The sequence below is a fragment of the Candidatus Hinthialibacter antarcticus genome (assembly GCA_030765645.1).
GTDB classification, from domain to species: Bacteria; Hinthialibacterota; Hinthialibacteria; order Hinthialibacterales; family Hinthialibacteraceae; genus Hinthialibacter; species Hinthialibacter antarcticus.
The window spans coordinates 106,067-122,462 of the sequence record JAVCCE010000059.1; the positions used below are offsets into that span (position 1 = coordinate 106,067).

General features: G+C 50.6%; 10 protein-coding genes. 6 read left to right on the plus strand and 4 right to left on the minus strand.

Annotation, left to right across the window (positions count from 1 at the left end):
- Positions 1–146 precede the first annotated feature (146 nt).
- Complete coding sequence (locus P9L94_14460) at positions 147–1,781, plus strand: sigma 54-interacting transcriptional regulator (GenBank protein MDP8245283.1); 1,635 nt, start codon at positions 147–149, stop codon at positions 1,779–1,781.
- A 60-nt stretch (positions 1,782–1,841) separates the two neighbouring features.
- On the opposite strand, the gene P9L94_14465 is transcribed toward P9L94_14460, so the two are convergent.
- The 4 genes from P9L94_14465 to P9L94_14480 form a co-directional block, all read right to left on the minus strand.
- Complete coding sequence (locus P9L94_14465; protein ID MDP8245284.1) at positions 1,842–2,990, minus strand: cytochrome c3 family protein; 1,149 nt, start codon at positions 2,988–2,990, stop codon at positions 1,842–1,844.
- Between the two features lie 10 nt (positions 2,991–3,000).
- Positions 3,001–5,100, minus strand: coding sequence for a Ni/Fe-hydrogenase cytochrome b subunit (hybB, locus tag P9L94_14470; protein ID MDP8245285.1), 2,100 nt, complete (start codon positions 5,098–5,100; stop codon positions 3,001–3,003).
- A gap of 37 nt (positions 5,101–5,137) precedes the next feature.
- Positions 5,138–7,090 (minus strand): cytochrome b/b6 domain-containing protein, encoded by a 1,953-nt coding sequence (locus tag P9L94_14475; GenBank protein ID MDP8245286.1) that lies wholly within the window; start codon positions 7,088–7,090, stop codon positions 5,138–5,140.
- Positions 7,091–7,170: 80 nt separating this feature from the next.
- Positions 7,171–9,975 carry a cytochrome c3 family protein gene (locus P9L94_14480; GenBank protein ID MDP8245287.1) on the minus strand — a complete coding sequence of 935 codons (2,805 nt, stop codon included), beginning with the start codon at positions 9,973–9,975 and terminating at the stop codon, positions 7,171–7,173.
- Between the two features lie 364 nt (positions 9,976–10,339).
- On the opposite strand from P9L94_14480, the gene P9L94_14485 reads away from it, so the two are divergent.
- The 5 genes from P9L94_14485 to P9L94_14505 all read left to right on the plus strand — a co-directional run bounded on the left by P9L94_14485 (position 10,340) and on the right by P9L94_14505 (position 16,388).
- Positions 10,340–12,211: a cytochrome c3 family protein gene (locus tag P9L94_14485; protein MDP8245288.1), complete on the plus strand. Its 1,872-nt coding sequence runs from the start codon at positions 10,340–10,342 to the stop codon at positions 12,209–12,211.
- Between the two features lie 26 nt (positions 12,212–12,237).
- The gene (locus P9L94_14490) at positions 12,238–12,804 is read left to right on the plus strand and encodes a cytochrome c family protein (protein MDP8245289.1); all 567 of its coding nucleotides are present in this window, start codon (positions 12,238–12,240) and stop codon (positions 12,802–12,804) included.
- Positions 12,805–12,834: 30 nt separating this feature from the next.
- The gene (locus P9L94_14495; GenBank protein MDP8245290.1) at positions 12,835–14,214 is read left to right on the plus strand and encodes a hypothetical protein; all 1,380 of its coding nucleotides are present in this window, start codon (positions 12,835–12,837) and stop codon (positions 14,212–14,214) included.
- Between the two features lie 2 nt (positions 14,215–14,216).
- Positions 14,217–15,179 (plus strand): hypothetical protein, encoded by a 963-nt coding sequence (locus P9L94_14500; protein ID MDP8245291.1) that lies wholly within the window; start codon positions 14,217–14,219, stop codon positions 15,177–15,179.
- 207 nt (positions 15,180–15,386) lie between these two features.
- Positions 15,387–16,388, plus strand: a complete 1,002-nt coding sequence (locus tag P9L94_14505) for a PHP domain-containing protein (GenBank protein MDP8245292.1) — start codon at positions 15,387–15,389, stop codon at positions 16,386–16,388.
- The last annotated feature ends 8 nt before the right edge of the window (positions 16,389–16,396 follow it).

Below are 16,396 nucleotides of genomic sequence, written 5' to 3' on the forward strand. Positions count from 1 at the left end.
GCATTTGCTGTGCCAAACAGGTTTTGAATTGTAAGGGCAATGAATACAAGTGATTGCGTTGGTTTTGTTGAAATGGATTCCGTGACGGAATTTCGTTGTTAACGAATTTTCGTTTCTGTCCAACGAAATATCGTTATAATTGGCGGATGGAAGATAACCACAATCCACAAAAAAACTTCGAGTCTCTCAAACATCTACTTTTAATGATCGCTCAAGAGCGCTCGATAGATCGTTTGCTGGAGATGCTTGTACAAGGCTTGGCGGAAATTCCGCATATTGCCCTGGCCCGTTTATGGCTGGCTCTTCCTGGCGACCTCTGTCACCAGTGCCTTTTGAAAGCCGAGTGCCCTGATCAATCTGAGTGCCTCCATCTTGTAGCCAGTAGAGGGAAATCGCTGGTTGATACAGATGAATCATGGGGCGGAAAGAACGGTGATTTTCGACGCTTTCCTATTGGAATCAGAAAAGTAGGGATGATCGCCGCCGCGAAAGAGCCAATCATCATCAAAGAAATACAGCCGGATTCAGAATGGTTGGTGCGTCCCCAATGGGTTGAGGATGAAAAAATTGTTGGCTTCGCTGGTCAGCCTCTCCTATTTCGAGACGAGGCGCTTGGCGTTTTGATGGTATTTTCACGAATTCATACAACTGAAGAAGAACTTATCTGGTTGAGAATGTTGGCGGACCACGCCGCCGCAGCCATCATGAATGCACGGGCGTTTGAGGAAATCGAGACTTTGCGAAAACAGTTAGAATATGAAAACGATTATCTCAAACAAGAAGTGAATGAAGCGCATGCGTTTGGTGAAATCATCGGGCGAAGCGAGGCGTTGAAAAAAAATCTTGAACAAATCAACTTGGTCGCAGAGACAAACGCCAATGTATTGATTTATGGCGAGTCAGGCACTGGTAAGGAACTGGTTGCGCGTGAAATTCATCACCGAAGCCAGCGCTGCAACAAACCGCTGATTAAAGTCAATTGTGCGTCTGTCCCCAAAGAGTTGTATGAGAGTGAGTTCTTTGGTCATGTGAAAGGCTCGTTTACCGGGGCGGTTCGAGACCGCTTAGGCCGTTTTCAAGCTGCGGACGGCGGTACGCTCTTCTTAGATGAAATTGGCGAAATCCCCATTGAATTGCAGAGTAAATTGCTAAGGGTTTTGCAAGAAGGAGAGTTTGAGCGCGTTGGAGAAGACAAGTCACGCAAAGTGAATGTTCGTATTATCGCCGCGACAAACCGCAATCTGAAAGAAGAAGTTGAAGCGGGGCGGTTTCGCCATGACCTCTACTACCGGTTGAATGTGTTTCCCATCGACGTGGCGCCGCTTCGGGACCGAAAAGAAGACATCCCGCTTCTTGTGGGGCGCTTTATTCAAGAGATTCGGCATCAATCCGGTCGCTCCTGCGGCATGTTTTCGCCCGCTCAGATGATTCAATTACAACATTACGACTGGCCGGGAAATATCCGCGAATTGCAGAATGTCATAGAACGGGCGGTAATTATCAGCCAGTCCGGTCAATTACAACTCGACATTCCGCCGACAATCCAGTCGAGTTTAACGGTGGAACCCTCCAAAGGAACTGTTCGATTAGATGATGGAAAACTCTTAACGGATGATGAATTCAAACAACTAGAGAAAGAGAATATCATCAATGCGTTAATCAGAACAAAATGGAAAATTTATGGAGAGGATGGAGCCGCAAATCTTTTAGGGCTCAAGCCAACCACGCTCTCTTCAAAGATAAAAAAATATCAAATAGCAAAATCAACGGACGGTACATAAAACAACCCCGCCACCGGAACGATCCAGCGGCGGGGTTTTCATTTTCACTCGTAATATTTTTTACTGGGCGGCAAAGCCAACGGCGGGGTCGTACTTCCAATCTTCATCATGACACTCGCTGCATGAAATCGCAATCTTCTCTTGCTGAAGAAGAATCACGCCGCCTTCGGTCGAGAGCGATTCGCCGTGGCAGTTTTCGCATTCCGCCTCAATATGGACTTCGTCAAATTTTGCGCCTGTGACTGCATGGTCGAAGCCTTCCAACGGCCAACCGCTGGCGTGACAACTTTTACAGGATGGGTTCAGCGCGACGAATTCGCCGCGTACGCTGTGGCAGTCGCGGCAATGGGCCGGCTCATGGTAGGGCTTCATCTGCCAGCCGGTAATGTCGTGCGAAAAGACATTATCAGTCTCGCGACCGTGGCAGTGTTCACATTCGGCTTCACCGTGACAAACAAAGCAATGGTCGTGCATCTCATCTGGCGCGATGTCGCCCATCGGCTTGAGTTCCGCCATGCCTTGGGTGTGACAGGCGTCGCAGGATTGATCAATATGGCAGTCGCCGCAATTGCGGTCGTATTTCATGGCGTGGGTGCGGTGATGAAACGGCACCTTGTCGCCTTCTTCATATTCGGTCTCATAGACAATCAAATCACGCATTTTCACGATGGGGTAGAAGCGTTTCGTCGATACGGTTGTGGCGACGCCGTGCAGGCGGCCTCCGGCTTTTTTCTCATGGCAGACCACGCATTCCGTGTTTGGGTCCCATTGAATGTGGCAGCCGATGCACTGGCGGTGGTAGGCGCCCTTCAAGCCGGGTTGCGCCAGGTTTTCATGAATGATTTCCATTGGGTGGCATGTAACGCAGGCGGCGGGAGCAATGCTGTTTTCGTTGTAATGATGGCAGGTAACGCAACCGTCTGCTGTGCTCGACATGTGCGCATGGGTTTCATGGTTAAAACGAACGGGGACGTATAAATCTTCGATTGCTTGTAATTCGTCGAGAATGACAATGTCCGGCCCCATCCGCTCAATGGGCAGCACCTGGCTGGTATTGCGCGGGCAGGGAACCAGGCAAGGCTCCTCTTCGGTCGGATTCAAACAGGTGTGGCACTGCTTGCAATCCAGCGGTTGGTCTTCATGCGCTGAAATAAAAAGAGGCGCCGTCAAACACGCGATGAGTAGGATAAACATTGATGTCGTTTTCATGTTGGCTCTCCTAAGAGTCAATGTGCGCGTCATGATCAACGGGCAAGACGGGCAGCAAGATAACGGCGAAACGGTAGACCAAAACCAGAGTCGAGATTAATCCTGCCGTGACCAGAATTTCGCTGATGCTGGGCATGTATCGCTCAACCTGATAGACCGGGCGATACGCCGACAGAAACACATTGATACGGTTGAACGCGACGCCTAAGACGACAAGCGTTGAAGCGGTCATTAGCCCTGCAACCGAACGGCGTACGTTTTCAAAACAGAGCATAACCATCGGCAGCGCAACGCCCAATCCAACCTCTGTTAAGAACAAGAGGCTGTGCGTACTGCCGTCAAACATCGCGCCAAGTTGTTCGCGAACAGCGAGGTCGCCGATCTTGAAACTAAGGTAGACCAAAAGAATGACGGGAATCGCCTTGCTCAACGAAGACAGCAGGTGCAATTCCGGTTTTCGCTTGAATGATTTCGACGCCAATACCGATTCAAAAATTACCATTGGGAACCCGACGGAAATGGCCGAGAGTAAAAATAGCAACGGCAAAATAGGCGTATACCACAGCGTGTTCATCTTCCAGGGCGCGATCATCATCAACGCGCCAAGCGACGACTGGTGCATAAATGACAACACCACGCCTGCAATGATGAAGAACATCATCACTTTCGACAGCGTCGCGTCGGCAATGGTCAGAAATGAGTCGATTGGCTTATTCAGTGCGCTCAAGGGGCTGGGCAGATTTACGCGTCCCTTAAAGCGTTCCGCCACGATGGGCAAAAATTCGATGTAGAGAACTGTGAGGTAAAACGTAACGCACAGGCCGACTTCAAACAAAACGGAATGGCCCGACCACATCCACGGCATCATCGGATGCCAGACGTTGTAGTATCGTCCTAAATCCGCTGTCAAACCAATGACGACGAAGGTGTAACCCAACACTGCCGTTAACAGCGCCGGTCGGACCAAGTCGTGATATTTTTCGCGATGGAAAATATGCGCAACGGCGGCGGTGGTAAAACCGCCTGCTGCGAGCGCAACGCCAGTGGCGACGTCGATGGCGATCCAGATTCCCCAAGGGAACTGGTCATTCAGGTTTGTTACGGAGCCTATGCCGAAAATGAAGCGCCATAGCCCAGCCAGTAGTCCTGCGCCAGCGACTAACATCAGCGCAATGACGCCTGGAGTGATAAACTGGCGCTCTACCGGGGCTGCATGGGAAATGTGTTCGTCTGTTTCATTGACTTCTTTGGTACGTTTGGTGAATGCCGCCGCCATTCCTAACACGCCGAAGGCCGCCGCCTGGGGAATAAAATGTTTGAAGATTCCATGTTGAAGCGGTTCGGTAATCTGCGGGGGCGCTTCGGTCCCGAGAGTCGGCAGACCGGTGTCTTCAAAAGGCTGGCTGGATATATACATCCATGATGCCCCGCCGACTTCATGCTCGCCGTAGACATGGTCAATATAATCATCGGGATGAGTGTCCACCAACTGATGGGCGAGCGTGACCAACTCGTCCCGCTTGCCGAAGGTCAGGCACTGCGGAGGACAAACCTCGACGCACGCCGGGACGCCGCCGTCAGAGATGCGCTCAATACAGAACGTACATTTCTGCACCTTAGGAACCAGCGGCTCATCATACTCATACGCGGGAATCTGGAACGGACACGCCACCATACAATAGCGGCACCCCATACAACGGCCGGCGTCATATTCGACTGCGCCGTTTTCCCGTTTCTCCAATGCGGACACAAGACACGCTGACACGCAAGCCGGGTCGTCGCAGTGCATACATTGAAACTTTACGTTTAAGGGTTTCTCTGCGGCGGGCGGATCATACTGGTTGACGATGGTGTAGTGGTCAGAGTCAGGGCGCCTCAACATTTCGAAGACGTCCACCGTTTCCCATGATTCCAGCGTTTGGGTGGGTAAGTGGTTTGACTCGTTGCAAGCCCACTCACACTTGCGGCAGCCGATGCACTTTGTTACGTCTACTAATACGCCGTATACATCCGCTAAGTTTTGTTTCGCTTCATTCGCAAAAACGGGACGGCCTGCAACGCAGACCGTCCCGGCAATTGAAGCGGTTCTAAAGAAATCGCGTCTGTCCATGATGTTTCTCCTGGAGGAAGGAGAAACGCAGAAGCGCCTACTCTTTTGGCGACGCCTCTCCATCCTCGATGATGTTTTGCTTCTTAAGACGCTCGTACTCTAACGGATGGCGATGCTTCAAGTGGTTCACGGTCATCTTGCCGTTTAACCAGGTGACGCTCATCGGGTATTCTTCCGGGTGGAAAATCACGAAGAAGAAGTGCCAGACAATGATCGCCAATGTTGCCAATATAGCTTCATAGTAGTGTATCTCTTCTGCAATGTCTATCAACCATTTAGGCATATATTCAAATGCTAATATAGGGAACCATAAAATAAGCCCGGTCGCCACCATGATGATGATGCCCCAGATCAACGCCCAGAATTCCATCTTTTCGGTGTAGTCATAGCGGTCAAACTTCGGCGGCTCCTGCCGTCTGCCGAGATAGAACATCATGTGTTGCCAGAAATGCACCACGTCTCGCGGCCCGGGCATAAAGGCCATCGTCTCGCTGCGGCCGCGCTTGGTGAGAATCATATAGCCTCCATACAACACCGACGTGACGATCATGGTGGCCCCGGCGACGCGATGCAGGAAGGCGCGGATGTATTCGGTAAACCCGGCAAAAGACAACATGGTCACCCACCACGAATTGGGGCTGATGAGCGCAAATCCGGTAATTGCCAACATAATGAAAGTGATGGTCAACATGACGTGGCAGAATATTTCAAACCCGGTAAAGCGTTGATATGAAGTTTGGCTGCCCTCTTTGCGGAATTTCTCTTTCATCAACGCCCAAATAATCACGCCGTTGTGAAGCAACATGCCGCCGATAATGAGAATGATGAGCGGGATGTATAAGCGGGGCACCCAAGCGACGATGTATTCGGAACGCAAGGTCACGTCAGAGTGAATCGGCGCCGCAAGAACATTTTTGCTGATACCGGGGTGGCATGTTCCACAGGTTTGAACCAAGCGCTCCGGGCTGACCGTCGAGCGGGGGTTTGATGACGGCAGAATGAGGTGGTTGCCGTGGCAACTACTGCAAATGGCGACTTTTTTGGATCCGCCCTGTAAGGCCAAGCCGTGGTAACTGTCGAAATAGTTGTCGACTTTCCCGCCGGCGATCTGGTACTTTTCATTAATAACAATAGACGAGTGGCAGCGTCCACAGGTGTTGTCGGACAGTTGGAAGAACGAAACCGGCGAGCGTTCGTCTTCGGTGCGGAAGATGGCGTGTTCGCCGTGGCAGTCGGTGCAGATCGGGGCGTCTTTGTGTCCATCGGTGGCTGAGATGCCGTGTGAACTCTCTAAAAACTGGTCGCGTTCGATGGTGTGGCATTGCCCGCAGGTTTGCGCCACATTGCTGAAGTTGGTTTTTGAACGGACGTTGTTAAGCGGCAGGATGCTGTGAAAACCGTGGCAACTCACGCAGGACGGCGCGTTTTTATTGCCCGCAGTGAGTTGGCGCGCGTGGACGCCTTCGCGGTAGAGCGATTCCATCTTAGGCGCGTCGGTGTCGTAGTGGTGAATGATGTGGTCGTCAGAGTGGCAAGCGCCGCAGGTGTCTGTCACGTTAAATAATTCTACGGGTGAGTTTTCATCGTGCGCGGGCAATATCTGGTGCGCTTCGCCGTGACACTGAACGCAAGTGGGGCCTTGCTCGCCTTTATGCACTGAGAGGGTGAGTTCTTCCTGGATGTCGTCGTGGCACTGCGTGCAGCTGACTTTGTTCAGCGCGTCTTCGTGTGGAATCTCTTCGATATCGTCATGGCAGTCGATACAGGCGAATTCGGCGTGAATCGAATGAGAATTAAGTTCACGGTTGATGAACATCGAAACTTCTTCGCCGTCAATTTCGCCGACGATATCCGCTTCGCCGTGACATTCCATACATGATTGGTTGTCGTCTACGTCTTGCGCGAATGCAACGGGGGTAGGCGGGACAAGGCCAATGAGGGCGATGGCGCCAAACGCAACAATCCATAGAACCGCCGTTCGAATTTTCATGTTTATCTCCTGTTGTGGGCGATTCGCGTTGATAGTCTCAACGCAATAGTATATGTGAAACGAACTCAGCCGTTTTCTTCTTACATATAGACAAACAACATGCCATAGATAATGGCCCCGACCAAGGTCAGGCCGATGGTCAAGAACGATAGGCCAAAGATCCAGGAGCCTATCACCAACCAGCGCGGCGGCGGGCCGACGATGTAATCTTCCAGCACGCCTTCTTCAACCATTTGATCGTACTCACGCTTCCGCTCTTCTTTGAAATGTTCGATGGGAATGCGTCCGGTGAAGATGACCGGGTCCATCGGGAACACGCCCGGGCGGAAGTGCGTGTTGAAAAAGTGAATCGTGAAAATAAACGCAGAGGCCAAGAGCGCTTCGTCGCTGTGAATAATGGTCGCAACATTAATGAACCAACCGGGCAAAATACGCGTCGCCGTCACGGGGAACCAAAGTATTAATCCCGTCGTCCCAATGATTGCGACGCCCCAGAATACGGCGAAGTAGTCAAATTTTTCCCAATACGTCCAACGCCCAAAGGTTGGACGGGGGCCAAGCCCGAGGAACCATTTCATGTTCGCGCCAAATTCACGCAGGTCTTGCAGGTTCGGCACCATCGAATAGTCCGCTGTAAAGAGGCCTTTGATGGTCATGCGTCCTGAAGCAAACAGGCGTCCTAACATGAACAGGTGCGTTCCAAAATAGGTGAACGTAATAATGGCGGCGAAGCGGTGAATGATGCCGGTCCAGTATGGGCCGCCCAATGCGCCGGATAGCCAGCCAAAGAACGCCACGTCAGGGAACTTCAAAGTCATGCCGGTCGCGGCCAGGCTCAGGAAACTCACAATCACCATCAGGTGTAGGATGCTGTGAACGGGCCGGAAGCGGCGGACAAATTTTTGGTCAGAGCCGTATTTGATAATCGGCCCGCCATATTTCAAATGATGAATGAGCGAGCGAATAAACCACAACAACGTATGTAAGCCAAAGAAGCCTAAAGTGCCGACCAATAAGGTCGTCATAAATAAGAACGAATAATACAACGATGGATAGTTTTCTTTATCATGGTGGGTCGCATGAGTCAGGAACCCGGTGAACTTGCGGTGAGACCCGGGGTGGCATTCCTTGCAGGTGTCAATGATGTTGTTGAAATGCAGCGACGAACGCGGATCGGAGGACGAGAAAATGCTGTGCGAGCCATGGCAATCATTGCAACGCGCCGCAACCGTATCTCCCAGTTTAGAGACTTTGCCGTGATAGGTTTCAAAATACGTTTCCGTTAACTCTTCATGGCAATGACCGCATTGCTGGATGATCTGCGTGCGGAAACTTGCCTCATCCGTTCGTTGCGCGGAGTGCGACTGGTGGCAATCGTGGCAAGTCGGCAATGGTTCATCAGTGGTGCTCACCAACGAACTGTGAATGCTCTGTTGGAAAGTCTCAAATATGCCCAAGTGGCATTTGCCGCAGGTTTCGGCTACATGCGCCGGGTTCACAGATGATTCGGGATCGTTCGCAGGCAACGCGAGGTGGGCCGTATGGCAATCGGAGCACATGGCGGTGACGGTCAAGCCGCTTTCCATCAGCCCCTTGCCGTGGATGCTCATGCTGTAACTTTCCTGAATGTGCACGGTTTCTGTATTGCGCAGCGCAGCCGATTGGCCGTCGGCGTGGCATTGGCTGCACAATACGGGCACATTGCGCGAAAAGGTTTTTGAGGTGGAGTCTGTCTTGGGCAAAATTTCATGATCGCCGTGGCAGAAGACGCAAGACGGCGCATCAGGATCGTTTCGTAGTTCTAATTGCCCATGAACGCTTTTTAGGTGCTTTTGGGCGTCTTCTTCATGGCAAATTGAGCAATCGACCGGCTGGCTGTCTTTGCAGACGGGCGTGTTGTCAGGATGAACGTCAAAGTGACAGCTTACGCAAGTCAGTTTTGAGTGGATCGAACGCTGCAGCGGATCGCGGTCGACAAACAAGTCAACGATCTCGCCATTCTCTTCTTTATGTAAGCGATCATCTTTGTGGCAGGTCATGCAGGTCTCATCGCTGATGCGCGGGCCGTCGTCGTAATAGACGCGTCGTATCTGGTGCGGCTGGTGGCAGTCGATACAGACCGGCAGTTTGTCTGCTTCTTGTTGCCACAGACGGCCTTCGATGACTTTCTCGTGAACGCGCTCAATTTGCCCGTGGCAGGTCATGCAGGTTGAAGACAAATTGGCGATGTTGATTTTAGAATTGGGATTTTGATGAGGCAGGATGTCGTGCGTCCCGTGGCAACTGGTGCAAACGGCGGAAACCGTTAGCCCCCGGCGCAACAACCCTTCGCCGTGAATCGACATCGAATAATTGGAGACGACGTTGTGCTGGTGCAGTTCATGCGTCTCCGTCATCGGCGTGCCTTCTTTATGGCACTGCCCGCAGGTCGAGGGAATATTAAAAATGTATGTTTTTGATTCTGGGTCCGTGGGCGGCAGCACATCGTGTTTGCCGTGGCAGGTGAAGCATTTTGGCGCCAGCGCATCTTTACGTTCGAGCGCAGCGACGCCGTGGACGCTTTTTGCAAAGACTTCTAACTGGTCATCGTGGCAGGTAGAGCATTCAACTTTTTTGAGTTCAAATTCGTGTGGAAACTCTTCGATATCGTCATGGCAGTCAATGCAGGCAAAGCCGCCGTGGATGGATTTTTCAAACTTGGCGTAATCGACAAAAACAGAAACTTCGCGGTCATCAATTTCGCCGGTAATGTCTTCTTCGCCGTGACATTCTATACACGATTGGTTGTCATCAATTTCCTGACAAAACGCTGGAATCGTAAAAAACAGAATAAAGAGAGAAATTAAAGTGGAGCGATGTATGTTTGTTGTTGTGAAGCGATGCATGTCCACCTCGGTGTGTAGTTCTCAACAATGCGTTTACTTTAAGAGTATATTCCTATTTAGCTAAGAAAGTAAACGGTGCAATCAGGTTTTTGGTCAATCTTTACAGTCAAATCAGGTTGCGCCGTTTAATCAATAAAATTTAAATTTATTAATTTGATAAATAATAATATATATAAAGTTTATAAACTATTTTTTGGGAACAAATTAACTTTCTATTCCGATTAAACCATAGAAATGAAAAAAAATCACAAAAATTTGAATTAAGATATTGCCAAAACGAAGGACAATGTGTTAGATATATTCATTGCTGTTTAGCTATCAAGCGATTCAGCCTATATAACGCTTCATCTTTGGGTATTTCGGAATGGTACGTAACATCTTGCTTGCTGCTTCATTGTTCGTCGCTTTATGCGTTGCTCCACAGGCGTACGCGCTGGTGGAAATACTTCCCATATCTCCACGAATTGTTGACCAGGCGGACGACGACTTCTTTGACGTTACATCCTCTGGCATTCCGATTGTCAGTTTGGGATCCAAAGCGTTTCTTCAAGTTTCCGCCGATGAAGCGCTGACCGGAATTTCCTGGACTTTTTCCAGCAAGCCCGCTGGCTCAAATACATCCTTCTTAAACGGAACTTCTACGCTAACCGCTCTCATTCCAGATGTCGTTGGCATCTATGAAGTGCGGGTAAGCGCGACCCTGGCATCCGGCGAGGCCTTGAATGACGCTGTCAGTATTGTTGCCGGAACCTTTGAGGGCGTCGGCAATTTAAATGGCGCCGCTGGTTTTCCCCATTGCGCGGTTTGCCATCCAGCTAACGCCGACGAATGGCTAGACACAACCCACGCGACAATTCTCTCGTCTCATTTAAATGGGATGAAATCCGGTCAGTATGACGAATCATGCTTTGAGTGTCACTCGTTGGGGTATCGTCCTGGCGCGTTACCGCCCAATGGCGGTTTTGACGACGCCGCCTCAGCAGAGGGCGTTGAAGTCGGCGATTTGGCCGACCAGGTCAACTTGGCGTTTGAAGTGAATCACGATAATGATCCCGATAACGATGTCGCTTTCTGGGAAGAATTAAGCCCGGCCCTTCGCGCCGAATCAAACGTGCAGTGCGAAATGTGCCACGGCCCCGGCAGCCAACACCGAGGCGTTAAACAAGGTATCTTTAAGCCTTGGAACTCCAACTCCTGTAATCAATGCCATGATTCAATGGGCTTCGATGGTCATCCATACTCGCATGACTCATCAGGTCATTCCAAAGTTATTAGCACTTTTGCCAGTGACCCCGCCCGGCTTCAAACGTCGTGCGCGAAATGTCACTCCTCCGAAGGTTTTGTGACTTTGGCTGTTGACGGCGGGACGGTGGATGATCTGGATGCTGGTATTGCACCTCACGGCGTGACCTGTGTGGCCTGCCATGATCCGCATGATGCGGCGCTGCCCAGTCAATTGCGCTTGAGCGGCGACGTTGTGTTAGAGAGCGGCCATACATACAGCGGCGGCAAGGGCGGGTTATGCGCCAGTTGCCACGACTCGCGTATTAGTTCCGACCTGTTAGCGTATATCGAAACCAGTACGCGCGGGCCGCACCACGGTACCCAAGCCGACGTGATGTTGGGCGTGAATGCGTGGGACTTCGGTGCGCCGTTCGTCAGCACGGAATCTGTACATAATGAAGTTGTCGAAGATACCTGCGTCGCTTGCCACATGGCGACTGTACCCGACAATGGCTGGACGCAAGAGCAGGGGACAGTGCTCGGCGGTCACAGTTTCGCCGTCGTGAATGCTGAAATGGGCATTGATAATCATGGCAACGCTTGCCTGTCTTGCCACTTGACCATGACGGATGTTGATCGGTTGTTGCCTGAATCAGGCCAGGATTATGACGGCAATGGCGTCAAAGAAGGCATCCAAACCGAGATCAAAGGTTTGATGGCGGCGACGGCGGCCAAATTACAAGAACGCTATCCAGACGTAACCCTCAATGACGATTTATCGCTGAACGTTCCGTCTGCGGTATTCGCGCTGTTGACTTTTGATGAAAAGGCGGTCATTCACAACTACCGCTTGATGCACAACGACGGCAGTTACGGCGTTCACAATGCGCGTTTCACCGTTGAAGTCTTACAGAAATCATATAGCGCTTTGGTGGAGACTGGCTTCGCGTCTGATTTCCCCACGGCGTTTACTGTTGGTTCAGTGAACGTTATAGACTGGCCATCATACTAATTTGTTCAACCTAAGGAGTATGCATCATGAAGAAAATTATCTTGCTCGCATGTTGTTTGACCGCCATTGGACTGATGCTTCTTCCGTCGCAAGTCACCGTTAGCGACGAAGAAGAAATTGAATTCGTCGGCGCGGCGAAATGTAAAATGTGCCACAATCGCGCCAGCAGCGGCAAATTTCACGACGACTGGTCAGAAAACAAACACGCAAAAGCCTTTGATTTGTTAAAAGGCGATGAACAAAAGAACCCAGAATGTCTCGCCTGCCACACCACCGGCTATGGAAAGCCCGGCGGATTTGTGAGCCTGGAAGAAACCCCCAAATTAGCAGGCGTTCAATGTGAAATGTGCCACGGCCCCGGAGGCAAGCACTATAAATCAAAAAAAGATAATGTGATTGCTCACGCTTGGGAGCCGGAAGCCAAGACCTGCGAAAAATGCCATAACGACAAAAGCCCCGACTGGGACCCTGAACGCTACGAAAAAGACGGCAAAAAAGGCGGCTTCATTTATGATGTCGCTGTAAAAAAATCCAACCATAACGCAGTGTTTGAAGCATTGGGCAAAAAGCCTACAAAGACGGGCGATCTGTAAGATACAACAAAGGACAATGGCGCAGCCGGTATGAACATCACGATATCCCGATTCTTTCTAAGCATTCTTCTTCTCGGCGCGGCGGGGGCGGTCTCGTTTCCTGCCGACGCCGCAGATGCTGACGCGGACGTTGAAAGCGCGACCCACTCGTTTTCAGCGATGAAAATAAAAGGCAGCCTCAACAGTTCCTATTATTTTCGTAGCAGCGATGGAGAAGATGACAACGATTTGTATACATACCTCTCCATGCAATTCGATGACATCGTCGAAGACCACATGGACGGCGCCTTCTCGCTTTTCTGGCATTATGACCTGGACGGCGAAACCGGCGGCAGCTATGCGTATGATCCGTTTCTCGACATTGACCAAGCCTCCAGCCGCGAGTTTCGCGCCTACACAGGCTACGTCAAATTGAAAGAACTCGGTTTTGAAAGCAGTTGGTTGCGCCTTGGCCGCCAGGTGTTGGAAGAAATCGACTACGCTCACTTCGACGGCGCGACCTATGGGTTCTCGCCGATGGAGAAATTAGAAATCCAATTCTTCGGCGGCGCTCCGGTCACATTCTATTCCGGCAGCGGCGGCGATGCGTTTTATGGAACCAACATCGACTACCGCTTTTCCGAGCGGCTGCGTGTCGCGGGGCGGTATTACCGTTATGATTCCGATCCCTTCCAGGATGACATCGCTGAAATTGAAATCTGGAACCAAGTCACCTCATGGTTAATGACCCACGATAAATTTTCCTTGTTAGACGGAGAGCCGTACTTGCTCGAAGATAATGTCTACGCCCGCTTCGAGGCGATTGATTTAGACGTGTTCTTCAAATGGCTGACGTTATTTGACCATGTTGAAGATCACACCGTTAATTTCAATCCCTATTTTCCATTGTTAAATGGATACGAACCGTTTAACTATATTTCGTTGTACGGTATCAAAGGGCTGGGCAAATATTTGAGTGTTTCAGGCGGGGTTGATTATCGCGCCGCTGACGAAGGAACCGACGTCGAAGAGTATAATAATCGCGATTACGTTCGCGGAACGGTCGGCGTTGAAGTGTACCCGACCGAACAACTCACCATCAGCGCAAACGCAGAGTTTTGGCGCGCCGATCCCGACGACGAGTTCACCGGTTTCTCAGGTGAAGTTGAATATAAGCCAAACAAAAAATGGACGCTGGCCGCCGGGGCGGAATATGGCGAATACGTTCAAGAATATCGCGACGAGTTTTTGTTGTTCTTCGGCGAGTCGCGGGTATTCCGTATCAGTCCCGATGTGATTACCTACTACGCCAGCGTCAAATGGCAGCCGACCAACCGGGTTTATACCAAGGCGTCGTTTGAGATTGAAGACAGCGATTATGAGGACGACGAATGGTACGCCTTACGGTTGCAAGCAGGGGTGACGTTTTAATTATGATGAATAACGCCATTCGTAACTATATAACGCCGTTCGTAATTGTTCTTGCTGGTTTGTGGATCGCCGGGTGCGACCCCGCTGAGACGCCGCAGAATTTTCCTCACGGTCCGCACATTGAGCAAGAGATCGAATGCGACGCCTGCCACTCAATCGAGCCGGAAGGCATCACCATGCCGGCGGTCGAGACATGCACCATGTGTCACGATATTGAAGAAGACGAAGCCTATAATCGTTGCAAGGAATGCCATGACAAAGTCGGCTTCCATTTGACCAATGACAAGACGGAACTTCTGGTCAGTCATCAGGATGAGTTCGATTCCAGCATTCCTGATGCGATTAAAGAATTGCAGTATCAACACGCAGAACTTTGGGAAGATTCTTCCGAATGTTTGCTGTGTCACGGCAACTTAACGAATGCGAAAGGCTCGTCTGTCGACAACATTCCCAGTATGGAAGTTGCGATGGCAGTGCATGACGCAAAAGGTTTCTCAAATGATTGCCAGATGTGCCATAGTGAAATCAATGAGTGGACGGCCCCGGCGAATCACGACTCATCCTGGGACCGCATCCACGGACAGTTCGCAATTATTCAAGGCAAGCAAGACTGCTTGATGTGCCACCAGGAGTCCACTTGCCAAACCTGTCATTCGCTCGAAAAACCGCGCAACCACACATCGTTGTTCCGTCATAAGACGCACGGCGTGTTGGCGTCGTTTGATCGCGGCAAGTGCATGACATGCCACCGCAGCGATGAATGCACCGTTTGTCACCAATCCAGCGCTGATCCAATTCCAGCGGCGTCATACCACACGCCAGACGCTTCATGCCTGTCCTGCCATAGTCCTATGGCGTCACAAGGGCCGGCTCCAAGACCGCCGCAGCGCTTCTTTAAGCCGATGCCGCACCGTATGATGATGGGGCTGACCGCAAGTAAGTGTCTGGAATGTCACATGTTCTAATGGGATTTCCGCGAGAGGAAACGACAGCGTTTCTATATTTCTTATTGTAGAGTCTTATGCCAAAAAAAAGATGAGATTGGCTGGACATAAGTTGACTTTTCTAGTACCCTTATACCAAGTTTCATAAGATTGTCGGTGAATTCCGCAATCGAAGACACAACATTTTTGTACGATATCACCAACGACATTTCATAACTTGATTCGCTTATGATGCTACTACCCGCATCCTATAGGAACCGTATACTTGATCCGCAGCAGGGCGCCGATCAGCTGCAAGCAGGTTATCGCCCTGCCGATCTGCATGTCCACTCATCATGTTCGTATGATGTGCTGCCGTTCCCTGACTTCCACCCGGAAGCCATTTATCAAGAGGCGTTTAAGCAGGACTTTGCGTTTATCTCGATTACCGACCACGATACGATGGACGCATACGATATTATTGGTTGGGAGCGCGAACGTCTGGTTCCCGGCGTCGAGATCACATTGTGCGATCCGGTGCGAGTGGGGCATACCATCCATGTGAACGTCTACCAACTCAATAAGTCGCAATTCAAAACTCTGAGCGATATCGCACAAAAAGACCGCAACATTGAGACGTTTGTTGCATTCTTAAAAGACCAAAATCTTCCCTATACCTATAATCATCCCTTCTGGTTTGTCCCCAAAGAAAAACCCAACTACCGGGCGGTCGATGAAATTATCGAACTGTTTCCGGTGATTGAATACAACATGAAGCGCGTCCGTAAGAAAAACCTGATGGCGCTTTGGCTGGCGGGCAAATATAACAAAGGCATCATCGCCTCGACGGATACCCATATCGGCAAAATTGGTCGCGCTTATACGTTGTCTCAGGGCGAAACCTTTGCGGAATATTTTGAAAACATCGCCAACTGCAACGCATATATCGTCCCGCAAGATTTGAATATTAAGAACCTGAATTATGAGATCGCCACTTGGATCGAAGTCATGTTCAGCCTGGATGACGTCGATTGGGAAAAATCGCGCATCACCGGGTTCAAAGCGGTCGATGAACTGATTAACTTTTTCGCGATGAATACCTCCGAAGACTACCCGCGCGTGTTTCCCTTGATGGAGTCTTTTTTCCGCAAGATCGCCAAAACCGGGTTCTTTTCGCTGTTATATCTAGGCTCACAAAACTACAAAGCCCGCAAGATCCGCAAACTGTTAGAAATCCCCAACCTCGCGTAGCCATTCGG